At 36.1% G+C, this 18,253-nt stretch carries 12 protein-coding genes and 2 pseudogenes; 10 read left to right on the top strand and 4 right to left on the bottom strand.

Features of this window, described 5'->3' with window-relative positions; translation table 11 throughout:
• The first annotated feature begins 58 nt into the window (after positions 1-58).
• Entirely contained in the window at positions 59-1,594 is a 1,536-nt protein-coding gene (locus GFS03_RS06110) for an APC family permease (protein ID WP_153422985.1), read from the top strand.
• A gap of 26 nt (positions 1,595-1,620) precedes the next feature.
• Here GFS03_RS06110 and GFS03_RS06115 read toward each other — a convergent pair whose 3' ends face one another.
• Positions 1,621-2,760: an MFS transporter gene (locus GFS03_RS06115; RefSeq protein ID WP_153422986.1), complete on the bottom strand. Its 1,140-nt coding sequence runs from the start codon at positions 2,758-2,760 to the stop codon at positions 1,621-1,623.
• Positions 2,761-2,954: 194 nt separating this feature from the next.
• Here GFS03_RS06115 and GFS03_RS06120 point away from each other — a divergent pair.
• Both GFS03_RS06120 and GFS03_RS06125 read left to right on the top strand, forming a co-directional pair.
• A pseudogene (locus GFS03_RS06120) lies at positions 2,955-4,333 on the top strand (MFS transporter).
• Positions 4,334-4,412: 79 nt separating this feature from the next.
• Positions 4,413-4,946 (top strand): class I SAM-dependent methyltransferase, encoded by a 534-nt coding sequence (locus tag GFS03_RS06125; protein WP_153422987.1) that lies wholly within the window; start codon positions 4,413-4,415, stop codon positions 4,944-4,946.
• A 147-nt stretch (positions 4,947-5,093) separates the two neighbouring features.
• Here the strand turns inward: GFS03_RS06125 and GFS03_RS06130 are convergent, their stop codons facing one another.
• Positions 5,094-6,167 carry an aminotransferase class I/II-fold pyridoxal phosphate-dependent enzyme gene (locus GFS03_RS06130; protein WP_153422988.1) on the bottom strand — a complete coding sequence of 358 codons (1,074 nt, stop codon included), beginning with the start codon at positions 6,165-6,167 and terminating at the stop codon, positions 5,094-5,096.
• 73 nt (positions 6,168-6,240) lie between these two features.
• Here GFS03_RS06130 and hjc point away from each other — a divergent pair, with 73 nt between their 5' ends.
• Entirely contained in the window at positions 6,241-6,648 is a 408-nt protein-coding gene (gene hjc, locus GFS03_RS06135; protein ID WP_153422989.1) for a Holliday junction resolvase Hjc, read from the top strand.
• Here hjc and GFS03_RS13710 read toward each other — a convergent pair.
• The gene (locus GFS03_RS13710; protein WP_181443786.1) at positions 6,637-8,442 is read right to left on the bottom strand and encodes a hypothetical protein; all 1,806 of its coding nucleotides are present in this window, start codon (positions 8,440-8,442) and stop codon (positions 6,637-6,639) included. The two genes, hjc and GFS03_RS13710, sit on opposite strands and share 12 nt — an antisense overlap.
• 170 nt (positions 8,443-8,612) lie before the next feature.
• Between GFS03_RS13710 and GFS03_RS06145 the strand changes: the two genes are divergently transcribed.
• Positions 8,613-9,542: a sodium:calcium antiporter gene (locus tag GFS03_RS06145; protein WP_181443787.1), complete on the top strand. Its 930-nt coding sequence runs from the start codon at positions 8,613-8,615 to the stop codon at positions 9,540-9,542.
• Between the two features lie 36 nt (positions 9,543-9,578).
• Complete coding sequence (locus GFS03_RS06150; RefSeq protein ID WP_153422991.1) at positions 9,579-10,835, top strand: APC family permease; 1,257 nt, start codon at positions 9,579-9,581, stop codon at positions 10,833-10,835.
• A gap of 6 nt (positions 10,836-10,841) precedes the next feature.
• On the opposite strand, the pseudogene GFS03_RS06155 reads toward GFS03_RS06150, so the two are convergent.
• Positions 10,842-13,547 (bottom strand): annotated as a pseudogene (locus GFS03_RS06155) (glycoside hydrolase family 57 protein).
• 223 nt (positions 13,548-13,770) lie between these two features.
• Here GFS03_RS06155 and GFS03_RS06160 point away from each other — a divergent pair.
• The 4 genes from GFS03_RS06160 to GFS03_RS06175 are packed head-to-tail and all read left to right on the top strand — an operon-like array spanning position 13,771 to position 18,230.
• Positions 13,771-15,348 carry an extracellular solute-binding protein gene (locus GFS03_RS06160; RefSeq protein WP_153422992.1) on the top strand — a complete coding sequence of 526 codons (1,578 nt, stop codon included), beginning with the start codon at positions 13,771-13,773 and terminating at the stop codon, positions 15,346-15,348.
• Positions 15,349-15,356: 8 nt separating this feature from the next.
• Positions 15,357-16,235: a carbohydrate ABC transporter permease gene (locus tag GFS03_RS06165; RefSeq protein WP_153422993.1), complete on the top strand. Its 879-nt coding sequence runs from the start codon at positions 15,357-15,359 to the stop codon at positions 16,233-16,235.
• Between the two features lie 13 nt (positions 16,236-16,248).
• Positions 16,249-17,127: a sugar ABC transporter permease gene (locus GFS03_RS06170; protein WP_153424563.1), complete on the top strand. Its 879-nt coding sequence runs from the start codon at positions 16,249-16,251 to the stop codon at positions 17,125-17,127.
• On the top strand, positions 17,124-18,230 hold the full coding sequence (locus tag GFS03_RS06175; RefSeq protein WP_153422994.1) for an ABC transporter ATP-binding protein: 1,107 nt from the start codon (positions 17,124-17,126) through the stop codon (positions 18,228-18,230). The genes GFS03_RS06170 and GFS03_RS06175 overlap by 4 nt, the downstream gene beginning before the upstream one ends.
• Positions 18,231-18,253: the final 23 nt, after the last annotated feature.

The following is an 18,253-nucleotide window of genomic DNA, read 5'->3' on the forward strand; positions in this document are numbered from 1 at the left end:
TAAGTTGTGCAATAATTACAGGAAAAGCTTATAAAAATAAATATTTTTAAGTTTTCATATGGATAGAGGTAAAGAATCATTAAGAAAGGAACTTTCTTTATTAAATCTAACAATAATGGGAGTCGCAGGTGCAGTGGGAACTGGAGTGCTATTCAGTTCAGCAGCTATGGCCGCAAATGCAGGTCCAGCCCTAATAATTTCGTGGATTTTAGGAGGCATCTTCTACTTCTTTGTAGGCTTAACTTACATCCAATTAGCTTTAAACTATCCTGAAGCCGGAGGACCTTCTAGATATTCGATCTACTCCCATGGAAAAGTGGCTAACATGATAAACGCGTTTTCAGATCTAATTTGGTATTTATTTATTCCACCTATTGAGGCAATTGCGGTAGTCTACGGAATTAACTACTTCACATCATCCAAACTAGCCTTAGTAAATCCACAAGGTATACCAACAACAATTGGTGCATTTTTGGGAGTTATACTAACATTATTGTTCGTGCCCTTTAACTACTATTCGGTTGGAACATTTGGAAAATCAACAACGTTCTTCGGAATATTCAAAGTGTTATTATACCTCATAGTAGGATTTGGCTTTTTAGCCTTATTATCTCATTTATCCAATTTCACAGCATATGGTGGATTTGCCCCTTTTGGAATTCTCGGCATATTTTCAGCAATTCCCCTAGCAATGTTCGCCTTTGGAGGAATAAGAGTTATACCAGATTATGCAGAGGAAACTAAGGATTATACAATATTGAACAAGGCGATATTATATACAGTTCTAGGACAAACTCTAATTTATCTCTTGTTTTCAGTGGCGTTTGTAGCATCTATTGATTGGAAGAGCTTAGGGATAAGTCCGGGTAATTGGAGTGCATTATCTAAAATTTCTGGAAACCCATTCATAGATATCGCAGGTAGCAGTAACGTATATTCCTTATTACTTTTAACTGCAATAATAGGAATAATAGGACCATTTGTAACTGGATATATTTACATGGGAGCTGGAATGAGAATATTATTCGCAATGGCTAGGTCTAAGTACGTCAGTGAGAAGATGAAGGAACTAAACCAATATTCAGTTCCCCTATGGGCTCTAATAGTATTTGCCATAGTTGGGGCATTAGTTGCATATCTGTCATCACCAGTACCCACAATTTACGGACTAATTTCAGATGCAGTAGTTGCTGGATATATAGGGTTCTCAGCCTCACCGGTAGCCCTTGTAGCATTAAAAAGAGAAGGGAAATTAAAGGAGTACATTCCGGGTAGTGAAATATTCTCGCCTTTAGCATTTATCTTTGCATCATTAATAATATTCTGGAGCGGATGGCCATCTGTACCTTATGCAGTGGCGTTATTAGCAATTGTTAGCCTAATCTTTTCAATAATATACAAAATAAGGGAAAACGCAGTAAACGCGTTATGGTACATTGGATACATAATAACCTTATTAATAATGACATATATTGGAAGCGATGGAGCGTTGAACATAATAAACTTCTATTACAGTAGTGCAATAGTAGTAATAGTTGCCATCATCTTCTACTTCATTGGAGTTTATTCAAGAATACGTTACAATAGAAGTTAAACCCTATGTTTTTCCAAAACATTTTTCTAACTTTTTAGGAAAAATGATAACAAACCAGCTATAAGCTCAATTATAACTACTATTACTACTCCATCAACTATAGTTGAATTATCGCTGAATAAAACTCCAACTGTCACTGGAATTATTGAGACTCCAACATTCGTTATCACACTATACATGGAAGTAGCGAAACCAGCCTTGCCTGGATCATTCACATAAAGAGTTGTCGAAGCCATAGCCATTGACCAATAGGCATTTCCGAAGAAGCCAAATAGAAAATAGCCCAAAGCTATTAACGGGAAATTAACGGTAAAAGAAATTGAAACTGCAGAGATAATCGAAGATAAAAACGTTAATACACCGGTTAATATTAAACCTAATCTCAGCCTATTTTCCAACAAGGATGGCAGTATTATAGCACCAAGCCCCGAGCCTAGAAAGCTAAGACCAGTTAGAAAACCTCCCATACTAACTGCTAACGGAGTAATTACACCGTGAATCTGCAAAACAGTTGAAGCAATACTACCTAGCATCACTGAAATAGACGCAACAGCTAATCCAACATACCAATTCTTAATCATTCCCGGAGTAAAACTACCTTTAAGGGATCTCTCATAATCACTAGGATAATTCCTCAAAGATGGGATAATCAAAACCAGCGCTATTAAGGCTAAAATCGCAGAGAGCATTAGAGTTCCTCTTAAGCCTATGAAAGAAAATATTGACGGACTGAAAAATGAGCCTAATGCCATTCCAATAAATAGGATACCAACGCTTACTCCAACAATAGTACTAGCCCTTCCTTTAAACATTGACCTTGCTATACTTCCAACTGGCGCAACTGCTAAAGGATAAGCTACTGACGCCACTATTGCGAAGAGGAAGAAAGTAGGAAAGCCATTAGATAAAGCCCTACCTAAAAGTCCTATAAAGGATAAGACGGATGAGATCAATAAAACGCTTCTAGTGGTGAATTTAGCCGATAAGAAACCCGCTAATAAGCCCAGAATAGCCATGCTGTAGCCATAAGATGATATGATAAAAAGAATTGAGCTTAAGGGAACATTAAAGTAATTTTCCAACACTGGTACCAATGGTGCTAAAGAAAACCACCCAAAACCTATTGTGAAGATTAAAAACCAATACGGTACTATTCTCGTTTCCATCAACCCAAATAATAGAATTGAGTAAAAAAGTCTTACTCTATGCTTCTATATAGTCTACGTAAATTAATTACTTAAAAAGTTAACTAAAAGATAAAGAGACGTAAAACGAATTAACTATATAGATTATATATAAAACATGTCAACATATAGATTTTATACGATATTCTTAATACCCCTCATAAAAACTTTTACTCATGAACATAAGCGATGTATTCAAACCGTTAGATGAAGCAAAGTTCAGTTGGTTCCACGTGAAGTCACTAATAACAACTGGAATGGGAGTTTTCACTGACGGATATGATCTATCTTCTATTGGTATAGTACTTCTCTCAGTACTAGCGTCATTTGGCATAACTAAAAACAGTCCAAACTATGTAGAAGTAACATCCTTAATAAGCGGTTCTGCATTAATTGGAGCTGCAATTGGTGCAATACTTTTCGGTTTCTTATCAAACATGGGTAGAAAGAAGTTTTATGGAATTGACGTTACACTGATGACAGTTGGAGCATTGCTACAAGCGTTCGTACAGAATCCCCTTGAATTAATAATAGTTAGATTTCTTTTAGGATTAGGAATCGGTGCAGATTACGTTCTCTCGCCAACGATAATGGCCGAACACAGCAACGCTAAAGATAGAGGAAAAACCTTAGTATTAGGTTTTGGACTATTCTGGGGTTTCGGAGCTAGCACAGCTGCTGGGTTATATCTTATACTACAAGCATTGGGACTGCCTTTAGACCTTATATGGAGAATCGTATTAGCGTGTGGTGCTATTCCAGCAGCTTCCGTAATATATCTTAGAAGAAAGATTCCTGAAACTGCAAGGTATTTAGGTAGAATAAAAGGCGACTTAAATGAGCTTAGAAATGTAATTAAGAGCGTTGCAGGAGTAGAAGTTAATACTACAAGAGACGTTAAGGACAATGTCAAATCATTAAAATACTTTAGAATGAATTGGAGATTAATATTAACAGCCGCAATTTTATGGTTCCTATTTGATATCGTAGCATACGCGGGAATTCTATTTGGACCCAGTTTGATAGCGAATAGTCTAGGTATAAATTCCGAATATTCCAATTATTAGTCGAGGGAGCTTTCGTCATTCCGGGTGGAGTTATAGCTCTTATACTAATAGATAGAGTTGGCAGGAAACCATTACAAGTAGTTGGTTTCATAGGAATGGCACTATCCTTATTATCCTTTGCGTTTTACAAAAACATTGGTGTAAAATTCAATCCATTAATCGCTTTCTTCTTATACGGACTTAACAACTTTTCATCACAAGCTGGACCAGGTTCAGTATCAGCAGTTGGAATATTAGGAGTAGAGTTAGCTCCAACTAAAATAAGAGGAGTAGCACAGTCGATCACCGTAACTGCGGGAAGAATAGGAGCTGCATTAACTTCATTCGTATTTCCATCGCTTTTCGCACTTTATGGCGAATCCTTCGCAATAACGTTCCTAGCAATAGTAGCGGGTATAAGTTCAATAATAACTTTCCTACTTATACCAGAGACTAAAGGCAAACCTTTAGAGGAGACCTCAAGAGAAATACAAGTATTAAAAGCTTAACTTTTTTCCACAAATGGTTTTTTTCAGTCCCTACATTATGATGATTAGGCTTTTTTAACTAAAAGAACTTATAACCAATATGCACCATCATCATGGGCATTATTACCCTCCAGAAGATTTTAGACGTACCTTTGAGAGACCAGAGGAATTTCTACCAGAGGTATTTGAGGGAAAGAAAGGAGTTATAGTAGATTACGGCTGTGGAAATGGGTTCTACGCTAAATATTTGCTAGAATACGCTACCAAACTATATTGCATTGACATAAACGTTATTGCCTTGGAAGAGGTTAAAAAGAAGTTCAAAAGTGTAATAACCCTTACGAGCCCTAAGGAAATCCCAGATAATACAGTTGACTTCGTTTTGTTCGCTAATTCATTCCACGATATGGATGATAAGCATGACGTTGTAAATGAGGTTAAGAGAATCCTAAAGAATGATGGCAGGGTTATTATTATAGATTGGAAAAAAGAGAATACTGGATTTGGTCCTCCATTAAGTATTAGAATGGATGAGAAAGATTACATGAAATGGTTTAGTGATTTTATAGTAGAGAAGAGATTTACACCAACACCCTATCACTTTGGATTGATACTGAAGAGAAAGACTAGTTGATATACTAATACACTTACTAGTATACTAGGTTTGTAGAAATAAAAATACTAAGTCTTTTTAGCAATTTTGGGCTATACCAAACTGTTGAGATGCGTGGAGTATTATCGATTTGCGTATTACTTAACAATTATTAAAAACCATTTCTTTTTATTTATATTCCTTTAAATACCTTACGAATAATGATAAAGCTTCACTTAAAAACTCTGTATTTACACTTCCCAAACCTATCCTGACGTAACCGGGCATTTCAAAGCACTCTCCAGGGTTAACCAGCACGCTATATTTCTCAAATAATTTCTCACTGAAATCGTAAGTGTTCCTAACGTTCAATTTGAGATATGCTAGTACTGTAGCATTAGGCTTAACCCACTTTACGTCAACATCACTAATCAATCTTTCCATTAACCTCATGTTATTTAACGCAATCCTCCTCGCCCTATCCATGAATTTCTCCCTCTCTAAGAGCACGTTATATGCAATTTCTTGCCCTATAACTGAAGGGGAAATTGAGGTGTAATCTCTAAGACTCCACATCCTATCTACTAACTCTTTACTTGCTACAACCCATCCTATTCTTATCCCCGGCAATCCATAAACTTTCGACATGCTGTTAGTACTTATTGCTTTATCGTATAGATCAACAAAGCTAGGTCTTACGTTCCCATCATGCTCTAAACCCCTATAAACCTCATCAGCTATTATTGTAATGTGGTTATCCTCAGCTATCTCAACTATTCCCTTAATTTCACTTTCTGAAAGAGACATGCCAGTGGGGTTATTAGGGTTTGTTATTACTATAGCCTTAGTGTTTTTACTGACCATTTCATTGAGCTCGTTTAGGTCTAATTTGAAATTATCCTTAAGCCAAATGTACTTTAATCTGGCGTTTATTCCCCTTAATAATCCCGGGATTTGCATGTAGTTGGGCATTTCTACAATTACTTCGTCACCGGGATTTATGATGGAGAGGATTGTCAGATAGTTAGCTTCTGCACCTCCAGCTGTTATTATAACGTCATCCTCTTTCTTCCCGGGATAGAGAGATGATATTAGCTGTCTTAATTTTATTAATCCCTTAGTATGACCATATTCTAGTTTGATGTTGTTAGGTATTTTAATCTCACTTAGATCTAATGGTTCTACTCCACTCTCTGAAAGGACGTATTTGGCTCTCCAATCCCTTAAGGATTGCCATCTTTCAAGGCAAAAATCAGGATACATTGTGATTATTGTATTGTTTTTGCGTATTAAAAGGTTCCATGCTTATTAACTCTTTGAACTTTATGTAAAACTAATGAATAGGGAGATTGGTAAGAACGCCGAGAGGGAGTTAGTGGCTATTTTAAGGGGGGAGAGGTTTAACGCTGTTAGGATTCCCACTTCTAATTCTTCTCCGAATCCATTACCGGACATTTTCGCAACTAAGGAGAATATTTTATTGTCAATTGAGTGTAAGAGCACTTGGGAAAATAAGGTCAAGGTTAAGAAAAATCAAGTTAGGAAGCTATTTGATTTCTTGTCAATGTTCACTATGAATGGTATACCAGTAATAGCAGTGAAGTTTAAACAAATTCATGAGTGGAGAGCGATTGTTCCAGAAAAGGTTGAAGATGTAATAGTGACGATTGATAATTCGATCCCTATAGAAGACCTTTTTAAGATATTGGAAAAGAGAGTTGAGGAAAAAATATTAACGCCTTAAGAGGATTATTACCACTGCAGCTATTACGATAATTATGACAGCTGCTATTCCTCCTAGAACTAAGTAGTTTGGTGATACTTCTAGTGTTTCAGTTATTGGCTGGTTCACTGTAATTGTACTACCTGGAGAGACATTATACGTACCCTTAAACATGGCAGTTTCATAGAACGGCACACTTGCATTGAGGACTATCTTTGATCCCGAATTGTAGAATTTGGATACACCATTTATTGTGACTAGATATTGCGTAACTGTGAGTAGTTTTAGGGTCATTGGAGCTTTCACTGTAAATAATTGTGAGGGAGATACACCAACTATTATAATCCTCTCTTGAGGACTAACATTGTAAGTGTAGTTTAACACCTGTATTGTTGTTCCGGAATTTATCCATGAGGAGTTAAGTATTGTCTTGGAACCGTTAATTAGTACTTGTACTGGTATGGGCGAGGAGACGTTGACGAAATATTGGGTTATTGTTGTTGCGGTTATTGTATAAGAGGCATTTATAGTTAGTTGAGGAGCTGGAAGAACTCTACCTATGATTAACCTTTCGCCATTCCCTATATAGTACGTAAGGTTCTCAATTTTGATTGTAGTGCCTTGATTATACCAACCTGATGTGAGGCTTTCGTTTGCACCATTTATAAACGCACTTAGCTGAACTGGAGAGTTAACGCTAATGAAGTATTGAGTTATAGTATTAACTTTTATTGTAGTAGGTTGATTTACTGTTATTAACGCTGAGGGGGAGAAATTGGCTATTATGTATCTCTCTACATTGCTCACATAGCGAGTTATATTTTCTAATTTGATTGTAGTACCTTGAGTGAACCAGTTAGTGGAATTTAAGGTCTCGTTTACACCATTTACTATCGCGTAAACTGGGACTTGTGATTGCAGGGTAACTAGATATTGGTTAATATAATATACATTAATTTCACCAGCTGACTTAACGATTCCAGTGTAATTTGATGCTATCCATCTTTCTCCTTGGACATTAGATTGAAGTTGTGGTGAATAATAATAGGCTGAATTAGCATCCACCCAAACTGTAGCTGGTACTTGTGAGGTTTCGTTTGTTCCAAGACTGCGGTAGTAAACTTTAGGTGGAGTGTAACCACTCCCGCCTTGGACTGTGAAGTTAAAGGTAACTAGATACTGCTGATAGTAGATAGGCCCTATGGTTGTGATAGCTGGAGTTATGGTACCACTAGTGTAATTGGTTGCCCATCTAACATTACCTTCAATAATTGTCTGTTGAATTTGATATGATGTACCGGAAGGAACATTAATTGTACCTTGGAGAGGAATTGTATTTGTTGAACCATTAGGGAAAGTTAAGGTTATAGTTGGAGTTTGGGGTGGTGCTTGACCGACAACACCGTAACCTAAGTGCACTGTAACTAATGGAGTTTTTTGAATAACGTTAACGTTAATACTACCAACTGCAGCGCCTCCTGCAACTTCTATTGCAATTTGCCATGTCCCGGGAACATTAGGGAAAGTATAAGCGTTGGGTACGTAAATTCCACCGCTTCCATTAATTTGAACGGGTATTGTTGCTGCTAATGATGAGTTTGGGAAGAAGAAGTTTATGGTCGCTGCATCTGTTGCGAACTGTTGTGGAAGTACTGCATCAATTGTTATTGATTGCCCAGTATAATATGATTCACCGTTATAGCTTGGGCTGTAAAAAGTTATACCACCTGAAGTATAGACTGCATTGGTCATTAAAGTAACTAATGGAATTAATATTACTACTAAGGAAATTAAATATTTTGCTTTCATCTGCATCCCACTTTAAGTATTATCCCAAAGTAATCCTTAAAAAAGCTTTTAGCTATATCCATATGTTAGCTCAATGCTTGTTTGCGCAATGTTCTCATCCTAATCTTATATGAATGGAAAGTTAGATTAGTTCTATGGCGAGAGATTAAGCTTATAAGGATATTACTCGATTAATTATGAAAATGTTACTGTTTTGGTTAGAATTCATCGGAATTTTTATAGCCGTCTTCGTATCTGCTGAGCTCTTAGCTAAAGGGGCCGACGATTTAGAGGATTTCTTAGGACAAGGTATAACTGGTGGTATAGTTCTCGGATTCCTCACGGCATTACCAGAGACAATTTTCGTGATTGTAGCCTCTTTAGAAGGTAGTTTTGATGTGGCGTTAGGCTCAGCAATTGGAGGTAACGTATTATTATTTACACTAGGTATTGGATTGGTTGGAGTATTCTACGCACTAAAATGGAGAACTGCACTTCAAATTTCTAGTGAGTATAGTGTTGAAAATATTTTTCTGATAGTAACTACCATTGGAATGTTACTAGTTCTGATTTACGGTAAATTAAATATCATTACGGGGCTTTTATTTATATTAATCTACGTCATTTACGTTGTCTATAGGGTAGCTAAATTTAGGAGAGAGGGAATGAAGAGAGAAAAGGGTAATTTGATGAAGCCAGTTGCGTTTATAATTGCTGGAGGAGTTCTGCTAGTCGTCTTTTCGCATTATTTTGTAGAGTATATAAATGAGATAGCAACAATGTTCAGTGTTCCCGCAATATGGCTTTCACTAGTAATAGCGCCTATAGCGGGAGAACTTGAAGAAAAGCTCTCGGCATTTAGGTTGGTTCAAATGTCTAAAGATGGGGGATCGCTTTCAATTTTAAGTTTCGTTGGAAGTAAGATCGAGAACGCAACTGTGTTGTTAGGGATTATAGGGATCTTTACGGATTACGAATTACAACAAGCCCTACCAGAGTACATTTCGGCTTTGGTCGCTAATATAATAGCCTTATACGTACTGTTTGATAAGAAGCTTAAGATATTTGAATCTATAATTCTGATTGTGATTTATGTGATAATAGTAATATTATCCTTCTATCTTTAGAGCGAATTTTTAAAGGGTTAACGCTAAACACAGTTTGTGAGTAAGAGAAAACTTTCAGTTTTTGAAGCGTTTTCACTATCCTTTGGGGGTCAAGCGCCCTTTACGTCCATAATTACATTCGGCACTATAGGTTTACAACTAGGTGGATCATTCTTAGCTATTGCAACAATTATTGGCACAGTTCTTGTATTAGTAAATGGTATAGTAATATACAGATTATCTTTAAGGTATTCCCAGCATGGAGGATACTTTACTTATGCTTTCTATTCTCTTACTGAAAGGCTCGGATTAGTAACTGGATGGCTATTCTTGCTTTACGCTTTCGCTTACGGTGGTACATTATTAGCTGGTTCAATTTATATTATAACAACTTATTTGAAGATAAACGCTGACTTTATAGCGTTTTTAGTCCTATTGTTTTCAGCATTTCTAGTTATAAGGGGTTTGGATATTTCTGTTAAGTACGCTGAGTTCATAAGTATTGCCGAAATCGTTGCAATAGTTATTAGCTCAATTATGCTCTTGCTACAGACGAAACCGAGCTTTAACTTTACAATTCCAGCTAATCCCTTTCTGGTTATTCTTTATGCCATAGGAATGCCCATAGGTTATGGAAATTTGAATCCAATGAGTGAGGATATAAAGAATGCGAAGAAGATTGTGGGGATAATTACAGTTATCGTGATACTATTAGGTGGACTATTATCAGCTATGCTTTTTTACGCTAGTGCGCTATATGGGACGGATCTGATACAAATTCTATTAGATAAGGTTGGATTCATATCTCCCTATTTGATCTTCTCAGCCTTAAATGGAGGGATATTAGGCGGAATAGCTTATATTATATCAATGTCTAGGATTCTTCATGCAATGTCATTAAAGAACTTTATGCCATCAATTATTTCACTACTTAAGTATAATAGACCATATAACGCTGAGGTCATATCACTCATTATCTATACTGCTATTTTACTTCTCTTAATTCACTTCGCTGGCTTATATACAACCTTTCTAGTACTGGGAGGACTTACAGTATTAAGTTATTTAATAATATCACTTTCAGCAAATCTTTCGTTATTTAGGATAGCGCTGAAGAAATTAAGGAAGAGGAAAATGGAAATAATGCTTGCAATCTCCTCCACAATATTATCCTTAATAATATTGGTGTATTCAATACAAGAAAATACTCCACTAGTTAACTATATATTCTTTGGTTGGATTATAGCTGGGTTCATCTACGCAGAAGTACTCGAAATAGTCGGAAATAATGGAAAAAGTAATGATGAGAATTAACTTAAACTAAACGTGACCTTTTCTCGTTATAATGATTATTGCTGACCCCACTATTATACCAATTAATGATAACAAGTAAGTTCCAATAGAGCTTGTTGATTTGTTTAAAGTAACCTGGTACTGAGTTACTAAGAATCCATAACTATTAATTGGAATTAATGTCAAGCCTGCTTGTGAAGTAGTAATTGGAGAGTATAGTGCTATTTGAATCTGATTAGACACGTTATATATTTTTATCTTGAAGTTGTTTTGTCCTTGACTTAATATTATAGGTAATTGTATTTGTTGCTTGCCGTTAGTAATTACTAGTAGTAGATGTAACGTACTGTTAATTCCATTATATATGCTAAGCTTTAAGTTATTTCCATCTAATTCCGCACTTTGCACCTTTACTAGATTAAACTGATGTTTAACCTCTGAAATTATCGTAGATGTGTAAAGTAGTGCTTGTTCTTTAAACCATATTGGACCATATGCTGGAGGCCCAGTTTGCCAAGTCCAATCGCTACCTTCTGCAACGTATAGATAATTCCATAATGTATCTACTAGATTAGTTGAATTAGGGGTCTCATTCAAAGGTAAATAGACTATTGGTGAAACGTTAGCCCCAACAGCTACCGTATAAGCTAATAAATATTCTCGAGCTAGTGAAACGTTCTGCCATATTTCTGTCTTGACAAGATATCCATTATTCCAATAGTTTAGATTAAGATCCCAAGAGTTTACAGGTAGATTGGTTATTACACTGTAAGGCTTGTGGGTAGCTATTGCCTTACTTGCGGTTTGAGTTATTAACCATTGTCCTTGATACTGAGATAAAGCTTGATAAATTGCGTATAGATCAGCTGGGCCAGTAGTTGGATTAAATATCAGAGGATTCTCTCCATCCAAAGCAACTGTAACTACACCACCCGGATTGTTCATGTATATTTCAGCTAATTGCTGTATGAGCTCTTGCGCAGTAAGCTGAGGGGATTGACTAAAGAATTTAAAACCAAATTCGTTAGATAGGGTAGTGTTTCTAAATAGTACAATAATAGTTTGGCCTAGGTTATTTTCCACGATGAAGGGTTGATCTGGGTTTAATGAACCGTTAACAAGCGTAACATAAGGTAAGAATGCTTGTTGATCCAATATCGTATAAGATATGTTGCTCTCATTATAAAGTCCCACTAAATCCATATCAAATGCCATTTCTGGAGTCCACGTACCATTTGCCCATACTCCAAATACCTCATGAGTAAAATTCTCGCCCATTCTTATTTGAGCTAAGACATCACTCCAATAACCGTCTTGAAGTAACAATGGCTGTAAAGGATGATAAAATGGTACTGTGAGGACGTCCACCTTACCCTCATTAATTAATTGTCTATAGAGAGTTATGGTATAGTTTACCGCTTCCAAGTCATGCATCACACCTATCCCAAAATTAGAGGTAAAGCTATAATTCTTCTCATGCAATATTGTCTCCCATTGATATAATAGAACTGGCGTAAAATCTATCGTCACACTAACATTAAACTGTTTTATCAGTAACGCTTGCAATTTATAAGCTCCAACTAAACTTCCATTCCAGTAAAAGTCTTGCCCAGTATGTAACCATACCCAAGGTTGCTCCCAACTACCGTTTGGTGCTACATAAAGGGGCTGATGCATGTTCCATACTATTACTAAACTTAAGGGTTTCTTTCCCGTAGTATTTAGGACATATAACGGTGGTAGAGTAGCTTACCTCTGGAGAGTATTATTCACATAAATGTTTAGCTGTGGATAATAGATCCCTTGTGGTATTTGAGAAGTATCTAGCGTTAGGGATATCACATTATATCCAGATTTTAACGTAGAGTAGATATTATATGTTTTCCCTGCTACTTGAACCGAAATTAAGGAACTAATCGTTTGTGATATAGTGTTCTGTAAGTATATTGTAACACTGGCTGGCTGACCCTCAACATAAACGTATCTATTATATGAAGCATTGATGTATTGAATAAATGAATAAACATCTTGTATTGCGAAGTTTTGACCAGATGCGTTGTGATACCATTGATTTATGCTCAGATCATGATAGACCCATTGTACCCATTGACCAGGATTGAACGGACCTATGATTATCGTGTAGTTACCCCATAATGGATTGTAAGTCATTAACTCATCAGTTATATTACTCCATGGTAATCCAGTCTGAGGTCCAGAAGTTAGTCCATAGTGGATATCGAACTCGTCGGGAGCTCGTCCTACTGCAGTTATCAATATGGAACCATTTTGAAGCACAGTGGCATAAGTTTGTCCTACATTTGGAGGGTTGACTTCTAAATTCCAATTCCAGAAAGGATGATTATCATAATTTATCCATTGTCCAGTAGTATTATCATAAAATACCCAACCTATCCAAGTTCCATTTGCGAACGGCCCTATAGTTGCACTGAAATTCTGTCCATTCCATTTCATTATAACGTTAGAGATATTAGTCCACGCTTGTTGTGGTCCGCTTTCTATTCCATAATGTAGAATAACGGTATTACTTTGTGGTATACCTCCTATGTAAATAGAGACTATACCATTACTCGACACTGTAAAGTTTACGCTTATTGATTGTGATACTGAAATAAGAAATGGAGATGAAATTAGACTTGCAAGAAAAAATAGAATTAAAATTACCCTGGTCTCTTTAGGGAAATTAGCCATGACTAAACTGCGATTTTTTATCATTATAAACTTTTCTCTTTAATATTTAGTTTTATTCCAAAGTTACCCGATTACATAGAATTTTATAGATATCTCTCCTATCACAATAACTAAAAAGATACCATATTAATAGTCTACGTCATATAATTGGGATTAATTATCATTATCAACTATTTAGGGCAAAAATCAATAAGCTAAACTTTTATACCTTGATAGGAAATAAATGAACAAATAAGGTGAGCTTGCCTTGAACAGAAAAGGAAAAAAGATAGATTACAAGGCAATTTCAAAGACACTAGTAGCTGTAATTATAGTTGTAGTAATAATAATAGCCATAGGAGGTATTTATGCATATTTAAGTAGTCAACATCCATCAACTACAATGACAACTACCTCCTCTACATTTACGTCAATGACGTCAACCACGACAACCTCAAACATTCTAAATACTAGCAATCCTCAATCTTTAATGCAGTTAGTTGGTCTTTCAACTGCACCTTCTACACCAGTTACAATAACTGTATGGAACAGTTACAGTGCCTCTGAAAATCAAGCTTTTAATGAGACACTAGCACAGTTCGAGCAAGCATTTCCATGGATTCACGTCCAAGTAACTTATGGAGTTGGAGTTGGTACTTCCCAATTTGAGACTGCCGCAAAGGCTGGACAAGCCCCAATAATATATAGAGACACTAGCGATTCTGGAGGTGCATTATTCGCCGCTGGACTAGTATTAAACTTATCTCAATATTTGCCTCAGAGCATTACGTCATTATATGTACCTACTGCAATAAAAGATTGGGAATTAAACGGCTCTCTATACGGACTACCAGATAATGTGAATTATATTGTAATGTTCTACAACAAGAAGTTCGTCCCATATCCCCCTAACACTACTGAACAACTAGTGCAAATAGCTGAAAGCGTTAATAAAACCTATCATGTTTGGGGAATAGCTTATGGAGCTGGCGACGAATATGGTTATAGATTTGCAGCATGGTTTGCTGGATTTGGAGGACAAATATTTGCTACTAATAATGGTAAGATCATCCCCGCCTTAAACAGCACTGCTATGGTTAACGCACTGGACTTCTGGTATAATTTAACCTATAATCTTAAGGTTAATTACTTAGCTCCTTCTACTGGTGCTGGAGGTGCTGAAGGTCAGTTATTTGTCGCTAATCAAACTGCCATAATATTTGATGGTCCTTGGGATCTGAATGCATATCTCCAAGCATTAGGACCTAATTTAGGTGCTGCACCGTTACCAGTGGTTAGTCAGACTGGATTAAGGGCTGCACCATTTATTGGTTCTACCGGTTTTCTAATAGCTTCACCTCAAGCAAGCGGTGCTACACAATTACAAATAAAGGCAGCTCTAATATTCGTTCTCTATTTCACTAACTATCAAGCTGATTTGAGGTTGTGGGAAGTTGCACACGACATACCAGCTAATTTACAAGCCTATAACGAGGCTCTGACCCAATTAAAGGAAGGAATGTTACAACCGACATACCTTAATCAAATAATGGAAGGAATTTTAGAACAAGCCCAATATGGTCAACAATTCCCTAACATACCTCAAATGGCGTACTATTGGAACTCATTCCATCAATACGCTAGTGAGTTCTTCGCAAATAAGATAAATTCAAGTCAAGCGGCGCAAGGAATGGAACAAGCTTTCATCCAGGCTCTTGTACAAAACGGTCTATTGTCTACATTACTACCTTTACCCATAGTTCCTCCATTCCAATATATGTTAGCGTTAATCTCAGTGATATTAACACCAATGGTTGTAGTAATTAGTCCTAGAAAAAGATGGTGAATTAGGAAATGAAAAAAGAGAAGTTATTTTCCCTTTTTTATATATTACCTATAGTTATTGTAACAGTTTTCCTCTTCGTATTTCCATTACTTTATTCAGTTTACATTTCATTTACTAATCTAAGCTTATTACACTTTTTAACCTATAGTTATGTGGGATTGAGGAACTATCTCATAATATTTCAATATGGCTATTTCTTAGAGCTATTAAAGAATACGTTAATATGGACCATAGGTAGCTTATTAACCATGATGACGTTAGGCTTTGTATTAGCCTTAATTCTAAACCAAACAGACCTTAAGGGGAGATCAATTTTTTACGCTATATTAATATTACCTTGGGCTTTTCCTGGCTTCATATCTATCCTAATATGGCAAGGTTTATGGGTTGACCCATATGGGATGATGAATAAATTGATCTTGCCACTACTCCATTTACCTAGAGTAAACTCTTTGACTTCAACGACTGATGCTTGGATAGAGTTAATACTCACTAATGATTGGCTTTCCTTCCCATATTTTATGACAGTATTCTATTCTGCCTTGCAAAGTATACCTAGAGAATTATACGATATAGCAGATCTGGATGGAGCTAATGCCTTTATGAAATTCTTTACCATAACTTTACCCTCTCTTAAGAGGACTATAGCATTCGTATTCATAACTAGCTTCGTATTTACTTGGAATAACTTTTATCCAATATATGTCTTAACTGGTGGAGGTCCAGGAATTTCAACTGAGACGTTTATAGTGTATGCCTATCAGGAGGCATTTAGTTACAATAATTTCGCTTTAGCAGCGGCCTGGTCCATAATATCAACTATTTTTGTAATAGTTTTAGGAATAATAGTTATCAAATACACTAGAATTTTAGATTCATTTACATGAGGTGATCCACGTGATGCAGATGAAAAAATATAAGTTATTTAAAATCCTAAGATTAGTCATCTCATATGCTATATTGATAATAATGGCTGCTTTTTCTATATTCCCACTCTATTATGTCTTTATGACCTCATTTAGTAATGCTCCAAACTTGATTTCATTAGCTGTTTCAGACTTATTGCCTAAACACATTTACTTCACAGCCTACGAGTACTTATTTAAAACAAACTTATATGGAGGCTCCTTCCCGTTATGGATAAGAAATAGTTTAATACTAGCCGGCTCTACAGCTGTCATATCAGTTCTATTAGCCTTAATAACCGGATATGCTTTATCTAGGCTTAATGTGCCTGCAAAGAAAATTTTAGCAACGTTTATCTATATCGTTACGTTTTTCCCATATACTGCTTCTGCGGTACCTTTATATCTATTATTTGCTAAGTTCCATTTGCTTAACTACATAGGTCTGATTCTAGCTTATACTCCAGGAACATCAATTTTTGCAGCTTTCATAGCTAAATTAAGCATTGATTCGATTTCACCATCCTATGAAGAGATAGCAATGATTGATGGTCTATCTAGATTTGGGGCATTCTTAAGAATAGTAATGAGATTAGCATTACCAGTAGTGGCTTTGACAGCGCTATTAGGCTTTAGCGGAACGTACTTGGATTTCGCATTAGCGTATTCGTTTCTCCTCCCCAATGTGAAAGAATGGACTGCAACAATAGGATTGTATTATATGGCTGGTTTGCTAAATCAAGCAAGTGCTCCAGCATACAATATATTTGCAGCTGGAGCAGTTATAATGGGGATACCATTAATGGCATTATTCATTGTTTCGCAAAGAATGATGACTCGTGCATATAGCAATTTAGCAGGGGTGAAACAATGATAAGTTATGTTAAATTAGAGGATATTTGGAAGGAGTATGAGGAGAAGAAAAAGAAAGTGCAAGTTCTTAAAGGACTGAATTTAGATATAGAAAAGGGGGAATTTGTAGTAATCTTAGGTCCATCTGGAGAAGGAAAAACTACAATTTTGAAGATTATAGCTGGATTATTAAGGCAAGATAAGGGACACGTATATCTAAGAGGCGAACTAGTTGACGATTTGCCACCTAAAGATAGAAGAGTAGCAATGGTACCTCAAAACTACGCAATATATCCCTTTATGTCAGTTTATGATAATATAGCATTCCCGTTAAAAGTGATGCATTTGTCTAAGGATGAGATAAAGAACAGGGTATTGGAAGTAGCTAAAATGTTAAGGATAGACAATTTGTTAGAGAGAAAACCTAGTCAGCTAAGCGGAGGGCAAATGCAAAGGGTTGCTATTGCAAGGGCATTAGTAAAAGGAGCTGATATAATACTAATGGACGAACCTTTATCTAATTTAGATGCACAAGTTAGAGTAGTGGCTAGGGAAGAGCTCAAACAGCTACAACGTGATCTTAAGCCTACTATAATATATGTTACACATGATCAAGTTGAGGCTTTAAGCTTAGCAACGAAATTGGCAATACTTCACGATGGTGTAGTACAAGCTTATGGTGATCCGATGGAAATTTACAAGAGACCAAATACTGCTTGGGTAGGGAACTTTCTAGGGAATCCCCCTATGAACATTATAAAAGGTGAAATAGAAGGTGATTCGATAATAATAGATAACTATAGAATAGGATTACCAAATGAATTTAAGAATTTAGTGAAAAGTGGTCAAAAAGTTCTTGTAGGAATTAGACCAGAAGATATAGAGATACGCAATAGCGGAGAAATAGAGGGGAAGGTTGAAATGGTAGAGGATCTAGGACCATATAGTATAATTCACTTGAAGATCAATGACGAAACTATGATTAGAGTTATAGAGAAATCACTGTCTAGACGAGAAAGAGGAGAAAAGGTAAGATTATCCATTGATACCACAAAAGTAGTTCTCTTCGATGCTTTAAGTGAAAGAAATCTACTTGAACAATATGAGAAAGTGAATAAGAAGTGAAAAGAAAAGAAATTATTTTTATC

The sequence above is a fragment of the Sulfolobus sp. E5-1-F genome (assembly GCF_009601705.1).
Classification (GTDB): domain Archaea; phylum Thermoproteota; class Thermoprotei_A; order Sulfolobales; family Sulfolobaceae; genus Saccharolobus.

Excerpts from the sequence above, each read along its gene's own strand:
- GFS03_RS06110 (WP_153422985.1), top strand. The coding sequence starts at position 59 with ATGGATAGAGGTAAAGAATCATTAAGAAAGGAACTTTCTTTATTAAAT.
- GFS03_RS06115 (WP_153422986.1), bottom strand. The coding sequence starts at position 2,760 with ATGGAAACGAGAATAGTACCGTATTGGTTTTTAATCTTCACAATAGGT.
- GFS03_RS06125 (WP_153422987.1), top strand. The coding sequence starts at position 4,413 with ATGCACCATCATCATGGGCATTATTACCCTCCAGAAGATTTTAGACGT.
- GFS03_RS06130 (WP_153422988.1), bottom strand. The coding sequence starts at position 6,167 with ATGTATCCTGATTTTTGCCTTGAAAGATGGCAATCCTTAAGGGATTGG.
- hjc (WP_153422989.1), top strand. The coding sequence starts at position 6,241 with ATGAATAGGGAGATTGGTAAGAACGCCGAGAGGGAGTTAGTGGCTATT.
- GFS03_RS13710 (WP_181443786.1), bottom strand. The coding sequence starts at position 8,442 with ATGCAGATGAAAGCAAAATATTTAATTTCCTTAGTAGTAATATTAATT.
- GFS03_RS06145 (WP_181443787.1), top strand. The coding sequence starts at position 8,613 with ATGAAAATGTTACTGTTTTGGTTAGAATTCATCGGAATTTTTATAGCC.
- GFS03_RS06165 (WP_153422993.1), top strand. The coding sequence starts at position 15,357 with ATGAAAAAAGAGAAGTTATTTTCCCTTTTTTATATATTACCTATAGTT.
- GFS03_RS06170 (WP_153424563.1), top strand. The coding sequence starts at position 16,249 with ATGCAGATGAAAAAATATAAGTTATTTAAAATCCTAAGATTAGTCATC.
- GFS03_RS06175 (WP_153422994.1), top strand. The coding sequence starts at position 17,124 with ATGATAAGTTATGTTAAATTAGAGGATATTTGGAAGGAGTATGAGGAG.